The following is a 17,439-nucleotide window of genomic DNA, read 5'->3' on the forward strand; positions in this document are numbered from 1 at the left end:
GACCATGAGCAACCTTTCTTGCTCGGCCCGTCCCGTGTCCCGCGCCATCCTCGCTGTGCACGCCAATGCCGAGAATTCGCCCGCTTACATACTCGCCAAGCTGAACGCCGCTTGGAGCGAGTTCAAAGAGCGCCATGAGAACGACGCCACCAAGACGCAAGCGGCTGTCGATAAGTTGATGGCCGACGTTGCTGCCCTCAAAGTTGGCGGCGGTGCCAGCACGAGCATTGCCTCGATGGCTGCGATCGATCCCGAATACAATCGCATCTATGCGTCGTGGATGCGTGACGGCATGGATGAGCATGCGGTCAAGCTGGCGAACGCCAAGGGCGAGCGTGCGGCTATCCAGGCATCGATGATGACGAACCCGGCATCGGCCGGCGGATATCTTGCGCCCATGGAATGGGATCGCATGGTGCTGAAGGCGCTGGAATCCCTCAGCCCGATGCGACGGATCGCCGATGTTCAGACCACCTCCACGCGAGGCTACACCACTGTCTGGAACAATGGCGGTTGGGGCTCCGGCTGGATTGGCGAGACGGCGGCGCGCCCCGAAACTACCAGCCCCAATCTCAGCTCCATCGAGTTCGCCCATGGCGAGGTCTACGCCAACCCTGCCGTCACGCAGCTTCTGCTCGATGACGCGGACTTCAACCTCGAGAACTGGATCGCGGACGAGATCGGCGGAGAGTTCACCAAGCAGGAATCGCTCGCCTTCTTGGTGGGCAACGGCGTGAACAAGCCACAGGGGTTGCTGACCTATACGGATACGGCAAACCCGATCCATCCCGGCGGCGCTCTTGCGGTGGTGCCCAGCGGCAAGGCGGACAGCCTCGGCGACGCCGACACTCTCGTGGATTTCGTCTATGGGCTGCCGGCGCCGTACCGTCAGAACGCCCGGTGGCTCGTGAACTCCATGACGGCCGCAACCGTGATGAAGTTCAAGAGTGGCGATGGCGATTATCTCTGGCGTGAGACGCTTGTGGCAGGCCAGCCGGCCACGCTGCTCGGCTATCCTGTCGAGATCGACGAGAACATGCCGAGCGTCGTCGCAGGCGCGCTGCCCATCGCCTTCGGCGACTTCAGCCGGGGCTATGTCATCAACGATCGACTCGGCACCAGCATTTTGCGCGATCCGTACACGAACAAGCCGTTCGTGAATTTCTATGCAAGGAAGCGGGTCGGCGGCGGTGTGCGCGATCCAAAGGCAGTTCGGCTGCTGAGGATCGCCGCGGCCTGAGTTCTTCAGGGCACCTTCCTATGAGGCCGATACGGTCCGGCCGATAACGCAAAGTCACCTCCCTGGTGCCCCAGGCCAAGCCCAAGCGGGCAGTCTGAGAAGAAGGGTCAAGGTGGCGAGACCAAGTTGGGGAGTGCGTCCGGCGCTCCCCAACCACCCGCTCCATCGTCTGGCGGTGGAGGCTTAGTTCTTCTCAAGACGGTCGCAGCCAGTATTGCGCGGCCAATCGGAATGGCCACTGAATGGCCTAGGATCAGAGATAAACCTGACGTTAGAGCGTCACGTGCAAAGAATGCTCTTTCTGGCTTTGGGGCCGCAAGGTAGCTTTGGCACCGGATGGCAGCGACAGCAAAACGAGATCGGCCGACCTACAATCCAGTGATTTTTCGCTGGGCGCGGGAGAGGCGCGGCAAATCGATTGAGGAGGTCGCTCATCGACTCAATCAGAAGCCCGAGCGGATTGCTGCCTGGGAAGAGGCGAGAGAAGTTCCGACCGTCCGGCAAGCGCGCGCCCTTGCCGAAATCTATGATCGTTCCTTCATCGAGTTCTTCCTGCGCGAACCACCGCAGATCCAAGAGCCGCACATCGTCCCCGACTTTAGAAGCCACCGCGGCGCTGAAGTAGATCCCGAGAATCGCCGTCTAAGGGATGTCCAGGGTTGGGCGGAAGCGCAGCGAGCAAATGCTCTGGATCTTCTTCAGGAGCTCGCAGATGAGCCCCCAGCTTTTCCCGAGCATCTATTTGCAACCGTTAAGACAGCGGTCGAAGAGGCGGCTTCCGCGGCTCGGAAGGCGATGAACTTCACGATTGAGGCTCAGCTCGCGCTGCGAGCCAAGGAGCGAATCCAGCTGCCCAACATTCTGCGGCACCGACTGGAGCAGATCGGGATCCTGACACTTAAGAGTACCGCGATAGGCGACCTGGGCGTGCGGGGGATCTGCTTGATAGATTTCCCGCTCCCCACGATTGTTTTCGGCAATGAGGCGCCAAGCGCGCAGGCCTTCACGCTGATCCACGAGCTGGGTCACGTTATATTGAGGCAGAGCGGGATAATTGCACCCCTCTCACACGCAAACGAAACGGGCAGCACTCATTCGGAAGCTTGGTGCGATCAGTTTGCTGCGTCCTTTCTGATGCCACGGGAGATAGTCGCCTCTCGTCTTGGGCCCCCGCCCGAGCGCATGCCACTCAGCATCCCGGACGAGCTTGTGAGTGAGCTGGCGTCTTCCCTGCGCGTCAGCCCTCACGCGATGCTTATACGGATGGTTCATCTAGGCTACGTGGATCGTCGCTATTACTGGCTGGTGAAGAAGCCACAATTCGATGAAGATGAGCGATCCTATAAAGCATTTGGCCGGGCACCCTATTACGGCACACGTTACAAAAACACGATGGGAGATCTCTACACTGGTCTCGTGATCGAAGCGTGGTCTAGTGGGCGGATAACGAACCACAATGCCGCCGAGTACATGGGGATAAAGAATCTCCAGCACCTCTATGACATCCGCGACAATTTCGGGGTGCCATGAAAAGGTACTGCTTCGACACCTCAGGGATCTCGAACCCTCTGGAGACGATGCCAGAGGACATTCACAAGACTATGTGGGCAGGATTCTGCAACTTGGTGGAGGGCGGGAAGATAGCCGCAACGACAGAGATTTACGAGGAGATGTGCCACATTCCCGGAGCGGTGGGTGGCTCCCTACTCGTAAGTAAAGCGGAAATTGTCCTCGAGCTGGGCGAGCCGGAGTGGGACTGGGAGACCTACATTGGCCACACGCAACAAATGCAGGTAGATCATGCTGGATTTATCTCAGAGTTTACGGGTGGATCGTCTAAGACGATCTGCCTCAACGATCTGACCATCATCGCGCTGGCCAAAACATTGGCGCTGCCCGTCGTGAGCATGGAGCGCCACGTCCCCGAAGATCCAGGAACGAAGAAGCGCCGGATTCCGAATATTTGCGCAGTTGAAGGGGTGGAGCATCTTGGCTTCAACGACTTTCTGCGAAGAGAGAAGCTGTCGTTCTAGTCCGCCTTCTTGATTATCACCCGTCGAGCACGTCGCCGGCCGAATAGGTGCAATTTCAGGATGAGCCTGCAGCCTGGCTTGTTCCAGCGCAGATTGTCGGGCGCCGCGAACCGCATGGTGTGCGAATCTCGTCCACCGATACGAAAAGCGTAGCCACCCTCGTAAGGTGTACAATCGACCGGTTTGATCGCTGGGCGCCACCAGCGCGGCTCCCAGCCGATCGTCCAGTAGGCGATTTGCACTGCATCCGCAGAAAGATTCGCGATCGTGACCTCTTCGCCTACCTCTGGCCGGCTGTCGAACGAGTAGGTGGTTGCAAGTCGAATGCGGTCCCTAAAAAAGAATTCCCAGATCCGCAGGACTGCCAAGAAGGTCGAGACTGCGGCGCCCCAGAAGCCCAGCCAGTTGCTGCTGATGAAGTCCCACATCGGCGCTACTCTCTCTGCGCCGACTCGCCGGCGACATGTTGCATTCCATGTCGCATGGAGCAGAGGAGGGCCAGCGGAAACCCTTGAAAATGCAAGGAATCAGCTTGCAACAAGAATGCGACATGCTGCGAGGAGCATCCGTCCCCTGATCTGCAGTAAGTACCTGAAATATCAATATAAAATGATGGAGGCCACGCCCGGAATCGAACCGGGGTGCAAGGATTTGCAGTCCTCTGCGTAACCACTCCGCCACGTGGCCTCTGTCAAACGTCGTATCGTTTGGCGGGAGCAAGGCCATAACCCGCCGCCGCCCAAAGTTCAACAGCAGATCGGCCGACCGCTGGGGCTATCCAGCGCTTGCGTTTGCCCCTGCTTGGCCGCTATCTGCTGGGAATACGTAAGAGGGGCTCTGGCCGTCTATGTTCGATTTTTCGCAAGCCCGCCGGTTCATGATCGAAGGGCAAATTCGCACCAATGACGTGACGGATGGTCGAATCGTTGCGGCGATGAGTTCGGTGCCGCGCGAGCATTTTGTTCCGGACTCTTGGCGTACATTGGCGTATTCCGAGCATGAAATTCCTGTCGGTGGTCCCGAACAAGCAGATAGTAACCGAAAGATGCTGACGCCCATGGTGTTGGGTAAGCTTCTGAGAGCCGCCGATATACAGCCTCAAGACTTCGTTCTGATCGTGGGAGCCGGCAACGGTTACAGCGCAGCGTTGATCGCCAGTCTGGCAAATTCCGTTGTCGCCCTTGATGAGGAGCCTCTGGCGCAGCTTGCCTCGAAGCGTTTGTCGTCTTTCGGTGTGGAAAATGTTGCGACAGTAAGCGGGCAATTGGCCGACGGTCATCCGGCAGCAGGTCCTTATGACGTCATTCTGATTGAGGGTTCTGTTGAAGTGCTCCCGGATTCGTTCATTCCGCAGCTTAAGGACGACGGGCGACTTATTACGGTCGTCGGAACCGGACGCAGTGGAGAGGGCACGATTTTTCGTCGTTCAGGCAGTGATCAGCTCAGCAGCTTTCCTCTTTTCAGCGCTGCGGCACAGACCCTTCCCGGCTTTAGCAGGGGGCCGGCTTTCGTATTTTAGCGTGTGATATATTTGTGCCAGTGACTGGCTATTCCGGCGATCTGAGCCGTCAGTCGGGTTTTGCCGGAGCCGGTGTGAGGTTAAATTGGCGTCGGCTGATTAGAAATGATCAGGCCGCGTTGAGCCCTGTGGAGTTAAGCTGACATGATGCCGACGACGAACCCGAAGGTTTGGGGCACGGCCCGGCTCGTGCGTCTTATGCTGGCTCAAACGGCATTGGCAGCGCTTCTCGTTTCCGGTGCTTCTGCCGAGACACTGACCGAAGCCTTATCCCAAGCCTATGTTGCTAATCCAACGCTGAACGCGCAAAGGGCCGCAACCCGCGCGACGGACGAAAGTGTTCCGCAGGCGCTGTCGGGATACCGTCCCCAGGTCGCAGGCTCGGGTGATTTTGGCTATTCCGCATCACGCAGCCGTTCTCCCGGACGCGGTACGACTGAGGTCGGGACGAAAACCGCCAGCGCCGGCGTCACTGTCGAGCAGCCGATTTTCAATGGATTTCGCACCCGCAATTCCGTTCGACAGGCCGAGAGCGGCGTGCTGGCCGCGCGAGAGACGCTGTTGAACGCTGAGCAGAACGTTCTGTTCGACGCCGTCGAGGCGTATATGAATGTCCTGCGCGATTTCGCGATTTTTGATCTGCGCCGAAACAATGTGGATCTATTGAATGAAGAGCTTCGCGCCACGCGCGAGCGCTTTGATGTGGGCGAGGTCACGCGGACCGACACCGCACTCGCCGAATCACGTGTTGCAGGCTCGCGATCAGAACTCAGCGTTGCCGAAGCGAACCTGAAAGCCAGCAGGGCCATTTATCGGCAGGTCATCGGATCTGATCCCACCAGATTGTCGCCGGGTCGTCCCATCGATCGCTTGTTGCCGCGCACACTCGCCCAGGCCATCGACGTGGGGCACTCGGAGCATCCGGCTAGCCTTGCGGCTTTGCATGCATATGACGCTGCGCAGATGCAGGTTCGCGTAATCCAGGGCGAGCTCGCGCCGAGCTTCTCCATTCAGGGCAATGTCAGCGCCCAGGTCGACGATAACAATTACGATCCTGAAAGCCTGACATCGCCTTCCGGGACCAATCGCACGGTGAACGGCAGTGTCCTGGGCGTGCTGTCCGTACCGATCTATCAGGGCGGGCAGGAATATTCCCGCGTTCGAGAAGCCAAGGAAATCCTCGGTCAGCGTCGTCTGGAAGCAGATGTGATACGTGATCAGGTTCGCGCAGCCGTAGTGTCGGCGTGGGGCGCCCTGGAGGGCGCAAAGGCTCAGATCGTGGCGGCGCAGGCCCAGGTCGAGGCTTCCCAGATCGCATTGAACGGCGTGCGTGAGGAATACCGGGTCGGGCAGCGCACCACGCTCGACGTCCTTAACTTCCAGCAGGAACAGCTCGACGCGCGTGTAAGCTTGATCACGGCGCAGAGAGATCGTGTTGTCGCGTCCTATGCGCTGCTTCAAGCCGTCGGACGGCTCAACGTGAAGCAACTCGCACTCAAGGTGCCAACTTATGATGCGAAGGTCCATTATGACCAAGTGCGCGATCGCTGGTTTGGACTCCGCACGCCTGATGGGCGCTGACCGACGCATTGGATAAATATCGTTGAACCTTGTCTCGCAAAGGGGGCGGGCGATACTGCCTGGCAAGAGAATCGTCTGATTCTTAGTAGCGTTGGTCAAGGCGGTCGGATGAACAGCACGGCGAAAGCTCAGGAACCCACGATGGAGGAAATTCTGGCCTCCATTCGTCGCATCATCGCGGATGATGAGGCCGTTCAACCTCGGCCGGCGCTTCGGGCTGTGCCTCATCCGCAGCAAAATGAGAATCCGGCAGCCGAAATGGAGGCCGAAACTTCCGAGAATTTCGAGCACGGGGATTTGGAAGATATTCTGGATCTTGGCCGTCCAGTGGCTCATCACGTTTCCAGCGCCTCGGTTACCGGCTCAGAACCTCGTCAAGCTCAGCCAAGCGCGGCCCAGGCCCCCGAAATACCTTCAAAGCCTGCTATGGTGCCTCAGTATGAGGAGCAGGCAGCAAGCGCCACTTTGTTGTCGTCGGCCGCGATGGGTAGCCTGATCGCCCCCGAAACCAGCAACGCGGTTGCATCAGCTTTCGGATCTTTGACAAACACGATGCAGAAGCATGGAGCGGCTCCTCGCACCATTGAGGATCTTGTCCAGGATATGCTGCGGCCTATGCTGAAAGACTGGCTCGATGATAATTTGCCGAGCCTTGTGGAGCGCGTGGTAAAAGCCGAGATTGAGCGAGTGTCGCGCGGAGGCCGTCGCTGATCCAACCGGCCGCGCGGACGATCAAGTAAAGGCTTCGTCAGACTGCCAATCCGGGTGCCCTTGAAGGATTTTCTGCTTCGAGCCCGATTGGGTGCTCCACGCGTAGGCTGCTATGCGTTGACACGCATCGTCGGGTGCGGCTCTAACGGGCCATCCTTCCTCATCCCACGGTGCTGACGTCCGCAAATTATGGCTATCGAAAAAACTTATCAGCCGTCCGCCATCGAGCCCCGCATTCTTGCCGCTTGGGAAAGTGCGGAAGCTTTCAAAGCCGGCCGGCCCGAGCGCCAGCAAGCGGAGACTTATTCGCTCGTCATCCCGCCACCCAACGTGACGGGATCGCTCCACATGGGGCACGCGCTGAACAACACGCTTCAGGACGTGCTTTGCCGGTTCGAGCGCATGCGGGGGAAGGACGTGCTGTGGCAGCCGGGTACGGACCATGCCGGCATCGCAACCCAGATGGTGGTGGAGCGCCAGCTTGCGGAGCGGCAGGAGCCTTCGCGGCGGGAACTCGGCCGTCAGGAGTTCTTGAATCGGGTCTGGGCCTGGAAAGAAGAATCCGGCGGCACCATCATGCGCCAGCTGAGGCGGCTTGGCGCCTCATGCGATTTTTCCCGTGAACGCTTTACGATGGACGAAGGCCTGTCGTGCGCCGTCCGGAAAGTCTTCGTCGAGCTCTATCGGCAAGGCCTGATCTATAAGGACAAGCGGCTCGTTAATTGGGACCCGAAATTCCTGACGGCGATCTCGGATATCGAGGTCCAGCAAGTCGAGGTCAAAGGCAATCTCTGGCACCTGCGCTACCCGATCGAGGGAAGCGACGAGGTGATCGTGGTGGCGACGACCCGGCCTGAGACCATGCTCGGCGACAGCGCGGTTGCGGTTCATCCCGACGACGAGCGCTACAAGCACCTCGTTGGCAAGAACGTTATCCTGCCTCTGGTGGGACGACGCATCCCGATCGTGGCTGATGACTATTCCGATCCCGAGAAGGGGTCAGGTGCGGTCAAGATCACGCCCGCCCATGATTTCAACGATTTTGAAGTCGGTCGCCGGCACGACCTGCCGCTGATCAACATCTTTGACCCGGAAGCACGGCTCGCGCTGTCGGGCAATGACGATTTCCTTGCTGCGGCCGATCCACTTCCTGAGGTGTTGGGGCTCCATGGTGTCGAGCGTTTCGCAGCGCGCAAGGCCATTCTGGCTCTGCTGGAAGAGCGCGAATTGGTCGAACGGATCGAGCCCAACGTCCACATGGTTCCCCATGGCGACCGTTCGAACGTGGTGATCGAACCCTATCTCACCGATCAATGGTATGTCGACGCGGCAACTCTCGCGAAGCCGGCGCTTGCCGCGGTGCAGGATGGCCGCACGGCGTTCATCCCGAAGAACTGGGAAAAGACCTATTTCGAGTGGCTGAACAACATCCAGCCCTGGTGCATCTCGCGCCAGCTCTGGTGGGGCCATCAGATTCCGGCCTGGTATGGGCCGGATGGCACGGTGTTCGTCGAGGAAACGGAAGACGAGGCCCTGGCCAAGGCGCTTGCCCATTACGTTGCCAATGGCACCTTCAGCGACGAGGTCGCGAAGAACATCATCGAGGGCAAGGAGCAGCATCTCTATCTGCGCCGCGATGAAGACGTGCTCGACACCTGGTTCTCATCGGCCCTTTGGCCGTTCTCTACCCTTGGCTGGCCCGACGAAACCTCGGAACTAAAGCGCTATTACCCAACCACGGTTCTGGTGACCGGGTTCGACATCATCTTCTTCTGGGTGGCCCGGATGATGATGATGGGGCTGCACTTCATGGGAGAGGTGCCGTTCCGCGATATCTACATGCACGCGCTCGTGCGTGATGAGCGCGGTGCGAAGATGTCCAAGTCCAAGGGCAATGTCATCGATCCGCTGGACCTCATGGATGAGTTTGGAGCGGATGCGGTGCGCTTTACCTTGGCAGCCATGGCTGCGCAGGGACGGGACATCAAGCTCGCCCGCCAACGTATTGAGGGCTATCGGAATTTCGCGACCAAGCTGTGGAACGCCACTCGCTTTGCCGAGATGAATGAATGCGCCGTGGACCCGGACTTCGATCCCTCGACGGTCAAGTCGACGCTCAATCGCTGGATCGTTTCGGAAACCAACACCGCGATCAGAGAGACCGGCGACGCCATTGAGGCGTTCCGGTTCAACGATGCCGCGAGCGCAGTGTACCGGTTTGTCTGGAGCGTTTTCTGCGACTGGTATCTCGAACTGGCCAAGCCGGTGCTGCAGGCGGAAATCGACAGCGCGGAGCGTTTGGAAACCAGAGCCACCGTTTCGTGGGTGCTAGACCAGGCGATCAAGCTGCTGCATCCGTTCATGCCGTTCATCACCGAAGAATTGTGGCGTCTGACGGCGCCAAGTGAGGGCAGGGCGAACGTCCTGGCTTTGGCCCCATGGCCGCAGCCTGTTGCGGCGGACGTCTCGAACGCCGCCACTGAAATCGGCTGGCTGATCGATGTGATTTCGAGCGTTAGATCGGTGAGGACCGAGATGAACGTTCCTGGCAGCAGCCAGATTCCTTTGCTTCTGATCGCGCCCTCGGACGACATGAAGGTTTGGGCCGAACATTACGGCGACGCCTTGCGGCGGCTGGCAAGATTGTCGTCCGTTGGCTCTGCCGATGGCGCACCGCAGGGGTCCGTCCAGATTCTCGCGGGTGGAAGCACGATTGCGCTGCCGATCGCTGATGTGATCGACCTTGGCGCGGAGCGTGCGCGATTGAGCAAGGAACTCGCCAAGCTCGACGGCGAAATCGAAAAGATCGACCGCAAGCTTGGCAATGCCGATTTTCTCTCGCGTGCCAAAGAAGAAGTTATCGAGGAGCAGCGGGAACGGCGCGAGGAAGCGCAAGTTCGGCGCAGCAGGATTGCAGAAGCGCTTGAGCAATTAAGCGGCGCATCCGCCTAATTTCGTCTTTATCGCCCGGTACATCAGCCTCCGTCGCACCAGCGTCGGAGGCTTTTCGTTATCTGGCCATGTACCCTCAACCAGATAACAGACATCTTCAGGATCAGACGAGTGTTGTAGCTGGGCAACGGTGTCGCCGGATTGCAGCGGCGTGGCGTCAACTGAGTCAAATCGCCCCAATTGCGCCATAGACAAAGCTCCAATTCAGAACATCAAAGAGGGCTGGTTCACAACGTGAGCGAGCAGGGATCTGGCGGGCAAATCCGCAGTGCTGGTGCGCTAGAACGAGCAGGCCAAGGACGATTATGGACTCCAAGGTTTTTCAGAAGTCGAACCTTCCCAGCCGCCATGTAACGGAAGGCGCCTCCCGTGCCCCGCATCGCTCGTATCTCTACGCGATGGGCCTCACCAAGGAGCAGATTCACCAGCCCCTCGTCGGTGTCGCAAGCTGCTGGAACGAGGCGGCTCCCTGCAACATCTCGCTTATGCGTCAGGCGCAGGCCGTAAAAAAAGGCGTTTCTGCTGCGAGCGGCACCCCACGTGAATTCTGCACTATCACCGTGACCGACGGCATCGCGATGGGTCATGAAGGTATGAAGTCCTCGCTCGCATCGCGCGAAGTGATTGCCGACTCTGTGGAACTGACCATCCGTGGTCACTCTTATGATGCGCTGGTGGGACTGGCAGGTTGTGACAAGTCTCTGCCTGGCATGATGATGGCAATGGTGCGCCTGAACGTGCCGTCGATCTTCATCTATGGCGGCTCAATTCTTCCGGGCTCGTTCCGTGGCCAGCCTGTGACTGTCCAGGATCTGTTCGAGGCGGTCGGCAAGCATTCGGTCGGTGCCATGTCGACCGAAGATCTGGACGAGTTGGAGCAGGTTGCTTGCCCCTCAGCCGGCGCTTGTGGCGCGCAGTTTACCGCCAATACGATGGCAACGGTCTCTGAAGCGATTGGACTTGCTTTGCCGTATTCGGCAGGCGCTCCGGCTCCCTACGAAATCCGCGACAAATTCTGCATGGCTGCGGGCGAGCAGATCATGGAACTCATCGCCAGAAACATTCGTCCGCGCGACATCGTCACTCGTAAGGCGCTGGAAAATGCAGCAACGGTGGTGGCAGCTTCCGGCGGCTCCACAAATGCAGGCCTTCACTTGCCGGCCATCGCGCATGAAGTCGGCATCGACTTTGACCTCTTCGACGTCGCCGAGATCTTCAAGCGCACCCCTTATATCGCCGACTTGAAGCCGGGCGGGCGCTATGTCGCGAAAGATCTTTTCGAAGTGGGTGGAATCCCGCTGCTGATGAAAACGTTGCTCGAGCACGGCTTTCTACACGGCGATTGCCTGACCGTGACGGGACGGACAATTGCCGAGAATCTCGCTTCGGTGAAGTGGAACCCGCATCAAGATGTCGTACGGCCGGCAAACGATCCGATCACTCCGACGGGTGGCGTCGTTGGTCTGTCCGGCAATCTTGCCTCCGACGGGGCGATTGTGAAAGTTGCTGGCCTCAGCAACCTCACATTTACGGGCCCGGCTCGCTGCTTCGAGAGTGAGGAAGCTTGCTTTGAAGCAGTGTCCAATCGTACCTATCAGGAAGGCGACGTCTTGGTCATTCGCTACGAGGGTCCGAAGGGCGGACCGGGAATGCGCGAGATGTTGCAGACCACGGCAGCTCTCTATGGTCAGGGCATGGGTGACAAGGTGGCCCTCATCACGGATGGCCGTTTTTCCGGTGCGACCCGCGGGTTCTGCATTGGCCATGTCGGGCCGGAAGCTGCGGTCGGCGGCCCGATCGCGTTGCTGCGCGACGGAGATATCATCGAGATCGACGCTGTGGTGGGAACGCTCAACGTTCGTCTCAGCGACGAGGAACTCGAGGCGCGGCGTTCGGAGTGGACGCCGCCGGCGGAGAAAATCCGTTCGGGCGCCATCTGGAAATTTGCGCAAGGTGTCGGGTCAGCACGCAATGGTGCCGTGACCCACCCGGGCGGCAAGTATGAGACCCATTGTTATGCGGACATCTAACTGGCTCGCCGTCTCTCTTATGATCTGCGCGTCTTGGACGGTGCCGGCACGTGCCTTCGATGGTGAAACAGGCGCGTCGGTTCCCGGGCTGAGCGACGATTCTGTGGGCCTCGGCATAGGGGGTAATCCGACAGCCGGCATGTTCGATGGCGGCCATCCGTCGGACGTAAACGGCACGTTGCCGAATAGCCCGCTGGAAGCGTTCGATTTTGCGCGAAACGCTTATCGGTCTGGAGACAAGGAGCGTGCGCTCACCGCGCTTCAGTTCGCAGCCGGGCAGGGGCATGCTGGTGCGACCTGGATGCTAGGTCGCATGTACGCCGAAGGTGATGGTGTAAGTCACGACGACATGAAGGCTTTCGACTATTTTCGCGAGCTGGTGCACCGCGCCAGCGTCGGCGATGGTGACGAAAGCTTCGAAGATCGTGGGAATGCGCCCTATGTTTCTAATGCCTTGGTATGGTTGGGATCATACTATCTTGAAGGCATCCCGGGCACGGCCATCAAGCCAAGTCCGCAGGTCGCGATCCGCCTTTTCACGGACGCTGCCTCGAACTACGGCGATCCCAACGCGCAGTATAATCTCGCGCGGATTTATCTCGATGGAAATGGTGTAAAGCGTGATGCGGCTCAGGCCGTGCGCTGGCTCAATTTGGCGGCTCAGAAAAACCATGGGCCATCTCGCGCGCTGCTGGGCCACATGATGTTCAAGGGTGAAGTGGTCAAACGCCAGCCGGCGCGAGGATTGATGCTGATGATGCTGGCGCGGCAATCGGCAGAGCAATCCGGCTCGTCCGATGCTCGGTGGATGATCGATCTGCACGAAAAGGCCCTGCAGGAGGCTTCCGAGGAAGAGCGCCGAAGCGCCACGAGTTTCCTCGACGGATGGCTGAAGGCGCGATCCAATTAAGCTTTGGGCGGACCGAAATCCGCCCAAAACGATTTCCGTGCCTAGTGTGATGCGGGTCCCGTCTTGCGCCGGGCGAATATGTTCAGCAGTTCGACACCTGCTGAAAACGCCATTGCTGTATAGATGTACCCCTTCGGAACGTGCGCGCCGAAGCCTTCCGCAATCAATGTCGTTCCGATCAGCAGCAAAAAGCCTAATGCCAGCATCACAACTGTTGGATTGCGGCCGATGAAGTTCGCCAGAGGATCTGCGGCCAGCAGCATCGCTGTGACAGTCACCAGAACAGCCACGATCATGATCGGAATGTGCTCGGTCATGCCAACAGCCGTGATGATGCTGTCGATGGAAAACACGAGGTCCAAGATCAGGATCTGACCAATCGCCGCCGTCATGCCGAGGCCAACGGCTGGCGAACCCGTCGGCGTCGCTTCCGTCCTGTTGGGATCAACGTGGTGGTGGATCTCCTTGGTGGCCTTCCACACCAGAAACAGGCCGCCGGCGATCAGGATCATGTCGCGCCACGAAAAGCCGTGGCCGAAAATGGTGAAAACCGGTGCAGTCAAGCCCACGATGAAAGCGATAGTGGCGAGCAGGCCAAGCCGCATGATGACCGCCATGCCGATGCCCAGGCGGCGTGCCTTCTGTCTTTGCTCGACAGGCAATTTATTTGTGAGGATGGAAATAAAGATCAGATTGTCGATGCCGAGCACAAGCTCCATCGCAATCAGGGTGACCAGCGCGAGCCACGCGGTCGGGTCGGCGGCCAGACTGGCCAGGTAATCCATCGTCTCTCTCCATGAAGAACCGCAAGCAAAGCGGCCGCGTCAACTTGGGGCGAGAAAGACACAGAACAAGAGGTAGATTTACGAGCGGTAATATCAGGGTGAAGTAAATGAGAAGTCGGCGATGACCGGGGTGTGATCGGACGGTTTTTCCCACCCCCGCGGTGCTTTGTCGATCTGAACAGACGCCAGCCTGTCAGTCGCCTGAGGCGACAACAGGAAATGGTCGATGCGAAGGCCCAGATTGCGCTGCCACGCACCGGCTTGGTAATCCCAGAATGAATAGAGGCCCGGCGCATCTGTGGTTGCTCTTAAGGCGTCGGTCAGGCCCAGATTGAGCAACTCGTTGAACTTGTCTCGTGTCTCCCGCCGAAAGAGAGCATCCTCTGTCCATGAAGCTGGATTGTGGACGTCTTCGGCCGCCGGAATAACGTTGTAGTCACCGGCAAGAATGAGGGGTTCCTCAAGCCGCAGCCGGTTGCGGGCATGCCGTATGAGGCGATCCATCCAAGCCAGCTTGTAGGGATATTTCGCCGTATCTACAGGATTGCCGTTCGGCAGATAGATGGAGGCGACGCGAACCACGCCACCTGCGACGGAAACCACCGCTTCGATGTAGCGCGATTGCTCATCGATGGAATCTCCTGGCAGAGCGACATGGGTGTCCTCGATCGGCAGGCGCGAGAGAATGGCGACGCCATTCCAGGATTTCTGCCCGTGGACGACGCAATTATAGCCGGCGTCCTCGATTGCGCCTCGAGGAAACTGCTCGTTCTGGCATTTGATCTCTTGAAGGCAGACCACATCGGGCTTCGCCTCGTTGAGCCACCGCACGAGATTGTCGACACGAAGACGAACCGAATTGATGTTCCAAGTGGCAATGCGCATGCTGATCTTGTGACCCGTCCGTTCGTTGGCGGCAAGTGCGGACAAGGCTGTTAGCGTTCGAGAGGGGAGGTTGGGGACTCGGCGCCATTGCGAACACTGATCGACCGAAGGACCTCGATGAAGTCGCTCATCGTTGCGGTTGGTTTTTCGCCACGCCGTGTGATGATTCCCAGAGGACCGAGTTGACCGCTGAGTTGTATAGGTAGCCGTCGAAACGCGCCTCGGGCCATGCTCTCGTCCAGGATCGATTTCGGAAGGCACGAAATCATCCCCGCGTCGCGCACGAGATGCAGTGTGGCAAAGATCGAGGTGGTTTCGACCAGATTGTTGAGCGTGCCGATTCCCTGCTCCGCAAAGGTCCGGTCGATCAGATCGCGCATGGGACTGCCTTTTGGCTGAAGCACCCATTGCTGACTGGCAACATCCGTCAGGTCGAATGTGCGGTGCTGGGACAGCGGGTGCTCGTTCGAAGTGAAGACACAAAGTTCTTCGTCGGCCAGTGGCTCTATTTCAAATGCGACAGCGTTGCGCGCATCCGTGAAGCGGCCGATCGCCAAGGCGATTTCGTTGCGCCCCAGGGCATCGAGAAGGATGTCGCTGGTGGCTGCGAGCAACCGGATCGTCATGAGCGGCCGCCTCCGCTTCAATTCGGCTATCGCGCGCGGCAGCAGGCCGGGGGTGGTCGCCATGATTGCACCAATTGAAAGCGCCCCATATCCGCCCGCCTTCAGATTATCGAGGCTCTCAGCAAAGCTATCCGTCTCACGCAGGATCCGCGCGGCGTAATCGGCTGCGAACGCGCCTATGTCACTTGCGGTCATTCCTCTTGGATGACGCTCGAACAACCTCACACCTAAAATCGCCTCGGCGTCTTGGAGGATCTTCGTAGCTGCCGGCTGCGTGATGTTCAGCTCCATTGCCACCCGGTGAAGGTTTCCGGTCCTTGATACCGCCTCGATCAGTCGAAGATGCCTGAGCCGTAACCGACCGACGAGCAATGTGAGGGACGGTGAAGGTGTCATGAAATCGATAACGGTTTGGAATGGCAATTGAAGAAGTTTTCATTACTCAGTTATTGAGCGGCCAGCTACGCCTTTGGGAAAGAAAAAATCAGCACGGGTGAGGAGCACGATCTTTCGATGAAACTGGTTCGCTATGGCGAGATCGGCCGTGAACGGCCGGCATTGATCGATGCGCACGGCATCATGCGGGATCTTTCGTCCATCGTTACGGACATCGCAGGTGAGGCGCTGACACCGGAAGGACTGGCGCGTATCCGCGCGGCTGACCCGGCCACTCTCTCGGTGGTCGAAGGTTCTCCACGGATCGGCGCCTGCGTCGGCGGGGTCGGCAAGTTCGTTTGCGTAGGACTGAACTACACCGATCATGCGGAAGAATCGGGAATGCCGATCCCCCATGAGCCGGTTCTGTTCATGAAGCCCACCAGCTGCATTGTCGGTCCCTACGACGATGTCGAAATTCCGCGTGGTTCGGAGAAGACCGATTGGGAGGTCGAACTCGGCATCGTGATCGGCAAGACCGCCAAGTACGTGACGGTGGAGAATGCCTATGAGCATGTCGCCGGATATTGCGTGGTGAACGACGTCTCCGAGCGCGGATTTCAGTTGGAACGCGGTGGCCAATGGGACAAGGGGAAAGGCTGCGACACCTTCGGCCCCATCGGCCCCTGGCTTGTGACGACCGATGAGATCACCGATCCGCACAATCTTGATATGTGGCTCGACGTGGATGGCAAGCGCTATCAGCAGGGCAGCACCCGCACCATGATCTTCGACGTGCCGACCATCGTCAGCTACGTCAGCCAGTTCATGAGCCTCCAGCCCGGCGACATCATCACCACCGGAACGCCGCCAGGCGTAGGCCTGGGCCAGAAACCGCCGGTCTACCTTGCCGCCGGCCAGACGATGCGCCTCGCGATTTCCGGGCTCGGCGAACAGCAGCAAAAGACCGTCGCAGCGGCCTGACAGGAGGATCCCGTAGTGAACAACCTCGATCTGAACGGTCGTGTTGCGATCATAACAGGCGGTGCCCGGGGCATCGGCTACGCGGCGGCGGAGCGGATGTTGAAGTCCGGTGCGAAGGTCGCGCTGTGGGACGTAGATGGCGCACGGCTTGATGAGGCGAAGGCGGCACTCCAGAGCTTGGGCCAGGTTTCGACCCACGTGGTAGAGCTGACCGATGAGGCGGCTGTTGTCGCAGCTACGGCCGGTGCCGTGAAGGCGCACGGCAAGATCGATATCCTCGTGAACAATGCCGGGATTACAGGTGGCAACGGCAAGCTCTGGGAGCTTGACGCAGAGAATTGGCGTCGAGTGATCGACGTTAATTTGATCGGTCCCTTCCTTACCTGCAAAGCCGTCGTTCCTGAGCTGTTGAAGAACGGATGGGGGCGCATCGTCAACGTCGCGTCTATCGCCGGCAAGGAGGGCAATCCAAATGCCTCGCATTATTCGGCATCGAAAGCCGGGCTGATCGGGCTAACGAAGTCCTTGGGTAAGGAACTCGCGACAGCGGGCATTCTGGTGAACTGCATCACCCCTGCGGCCGCGAAAACCGAGATCTTCGATCAGATGAAGCAGGAGCATATCGACTTCATGCTGTCGAAGATCCCAATGAGCCGCTTCCTGCAGGTCGATGAAGCCGCAGCTTTGATTGCGTGGCTGTCATCAGAGGACTGCGCGTTCTCGACTGGCGCAGTGTTCGACATTTCGGGCGGACGGGCCGTCTATTGAGGCGCCGCCGGCGCGCCGGCGACACCTCCAACAAGAACCA

15 protein-coding genes and 1 tRNA gene are annotated in these 17,439 nt (G+C 59.0%); 11 read left to right on the forward strand and 5 right to left on the reverse strand.

Annotated elements, in window-relative coordinates; all coding sequences use genetic code 11:
* Positions 1 to 4 precede the first annotated feature (4 nt).
* From ACQ6S1_RS00975 to ACQ6S1_RS00985, 3 genes are all read left to right on the forward strand, one after another.
* Positions 5 to 1,240 (forward strand): phage major capsid protein, encoded by a 1,236-nt coding sequence (locus tag ACQ6S1_RS00975; protein WP_445039307.1) that lies wholly within the window; start codon positions 5 to 7, stop codon positions 1,238 to 1,240.
* A gap of 336 nt (positions 1,241 to 1,576) precedes the next feature.
* Positions 1,577 to 2,770, forward strand: coding sequence for an ImmA/IrrE family metallo-endopeptidase (locus ACQ6S1_RS00980; RefSeq protein ID WP_445039308.1), 1,194 nt, complete (start codon positions 1,577 to 1,579; stop codon positions 2,768 to 2,770).
* The gene (locus ACQ6S1_RS00985) at positions 2,767 to 3,273 is read left to right on the forward strand and encodes a DUF4411 family protein (RefSeq protein ID WP_508162242.1); all 507 of its coding nucleotides are present in this window, start codon (positions 2,767 to 2,769) and stop codon (positions 3,271 to 3,273) included. The genes ACQ6S1_RS00980 and ACQ6S1_RS00985 overlap by 4 nt, the downstream gene beginning before the upstream one ends.
* On the opposite strand, the gene ACQ6S1_RS00990 is transcribed toward ACQ6S1_RS00985, so the two are convergent.
* A complete protein-coding gene (locus tag ACQ6S1_RS00990; protein ID WP_445039310.1) occupies positions 3,270 to 3,701 on the reverse strand; it encodes a hypothetical protein in 432 nt (143 codons plus the stop codon). The genes ACQ6S1_RS00985 and ACQ6S1_RS00990 overlap by 4 nt on opposite strands.
* A gap of 185 nt (positions 3,702 to 3,886) precedes the next feature.
* Positions 3,887 to 3,960 (reverse strand) — tRNA-Cys (locus ACQ6S1_RS00995).
* A 160-nt stretch (positions 3,961 to 4,120) separates the two neighbouring features.
* Between ACQ6S1_RS00995 and ACQ6S1_RS01000 the strand changes: the two genes are divergently transcribed.
* From ACQ6S1_RS01000 to ACQ6S1_RS01025, 6 genes are all read left to right on the forward strand, one after another.
* Complete coding sequence (locus tag ACQ6S1_RS01000) at positions 4,121 to 4,792, forward strand: protein-L-isoaspartate O-methyltransferase family protein (protein ID WP_445039311.1); 672 nt, start codon at positions 4,121 to 4,123, stop codon at positions 4,790 to 4,792.
* A gap of 144 nt (positions 4,793 to 4,936) precedes the next feature.
* Positions 4,937 to 6,373, forward strand: coding sequence for a TolC family outer membrane protein (locus ACQ6S1_RS01005; RefSeq protein WP_445039312.1), 1,437 nt, complete (start codon positions 4,937 to 4,939; stop codon positions 6,371 to 6,373).
* Between the two features lie 108 nt (positions 6,374 to 6,481).
* Positions 6,482 to 7,084, forward strand: coding sequence for a DUF2497 domain-containing protein (locus ACQ6S1_RS01010; protein WP_445039313.1), 603 nt, complete (start codon positions 6,482 to 6,484; stop codon positions 7,082 to 7,084).
* A gap of 189 nt (positions 7,085 to 7,273) precedes the next feature.
* Complete coding sequence (locus tag ACQ6S1_RS01015) at positions 7,274 to 10,036, forward strand: valine--tRNA ligase (protein WP_445039314.1); 2,763 nt, start codon at positions 7,274 to 7,276, stop codon at positions 10,034 to 10,036.
* Between the two features lie 305 nt (positions 10,037 to 10,341).
* Positions 10,342 to 12,066 (forward strand): dihydroxy-acid dehydratase, encoded by a 1,725-nt coding sequence (gene ilvD / locus ACQ6S1_RS01020; RefSeq protein ID WP_445039315.1) that lies wholly within the window; start codon positions 10,342 to 10,344, stop codon positions 12,064 to 12,066.
* 139 nt (positions 12,067 to 12,205) lie between these two features.
* Positions 12,206 to 12,976 (forward strand): tetratricopeptide repeat protein, encoded by a 771-nt coding sequence (locus ACQ6S1_RS01025; RefSeq protein WP_445039316.1) that lies wholly within the window; start codon positions 12,206 to 12,208, stop codon positions 12,974 to 12,976.
* A 41-nt stretch (positions 12,977 to 13,017) separates the two neighbouring features.
* Here ACQ6S1_RS01025 and ACQ6S1_RS01030 read toward each other — a convergent pair whose 3' ends face one another.
* The 3 genes from ACQ6S1_RS01030 to ACQ6S1_RS01040 form a co-directional block, all read right to left on the reverse strand.
* Complete coding sequence (locus ACQ6S1_RS01030; RefSeq protein ID WP_445039317.1) at positions 13,018 to 13,761, reverse strand: TerC family protein; 744 nt, start codon at positions 13,759 to 13,761, stop codon at positions 13,018 to 13,020.
* Positions 13,762 to 13,854: 93 nt separating this feature from the next.
* A complete protein-coding gene (gene xth, locus ACQ6S1_RS01035; protein ID WP_445039318.1) occupies positions 13,855 to 14,646 on the reverse strand; it encodes an exodeoxyribonuclease III in 792 nt (263 codons plus the stop codon).
* Positions 14,647 to 14,696: 50 nt separating this feature from the next.
* Positions 14,697 to 15,668, reverse strand: a complete 972-nt coding sequence (locus ACQ6S1_RS01040) for a LysR family transcriptional regulator (RefSeq protein WP_445040224.1) — start codon at positions 15,666 to 15,668, stop codon at positions 14,697 to 14,699.
* Between the two features lie 117 nt (positions 15,669 to 15,785).
* Between ACQ6S1_RS01040 and ACQ6S1_RS01045 the strand changes: the two genes are divergently transcribed.
* Positions 15,786 to 16,631 (forward strand): fumarylacetoacetate hydrolase family protein, encoded by an 846-nt coding sequence (locus ACQ6S1_RS01045; protein WP_445039319.1) that lies wholly within the window; start codon positions 15,786 to 15,788, stop codon positions 16,629 to 16,631.
* A 15-nt stretch (positions 16,632 to 16,646) separates the two neighbouring features.
* The gene (locus ACQ6S1_RS01050) at positions 16,647 to 17,399 is read left to right on the forward strand and encodes an SDR family NAD(P)-dependent oxidoreductase (RefSeq protein WP_445039320.1); all 753 of its coding nucleotides are present in this window, start codon (positions 16,647 to 16,649) and stop codon (positions 17,397 to 17,399) included.
* Positions 17,400 to 17,439 lie beyond the last annotated feature (40 nt).

Source organism: Terrihabitans aquatilis (genome assembly GCF_052542005.1).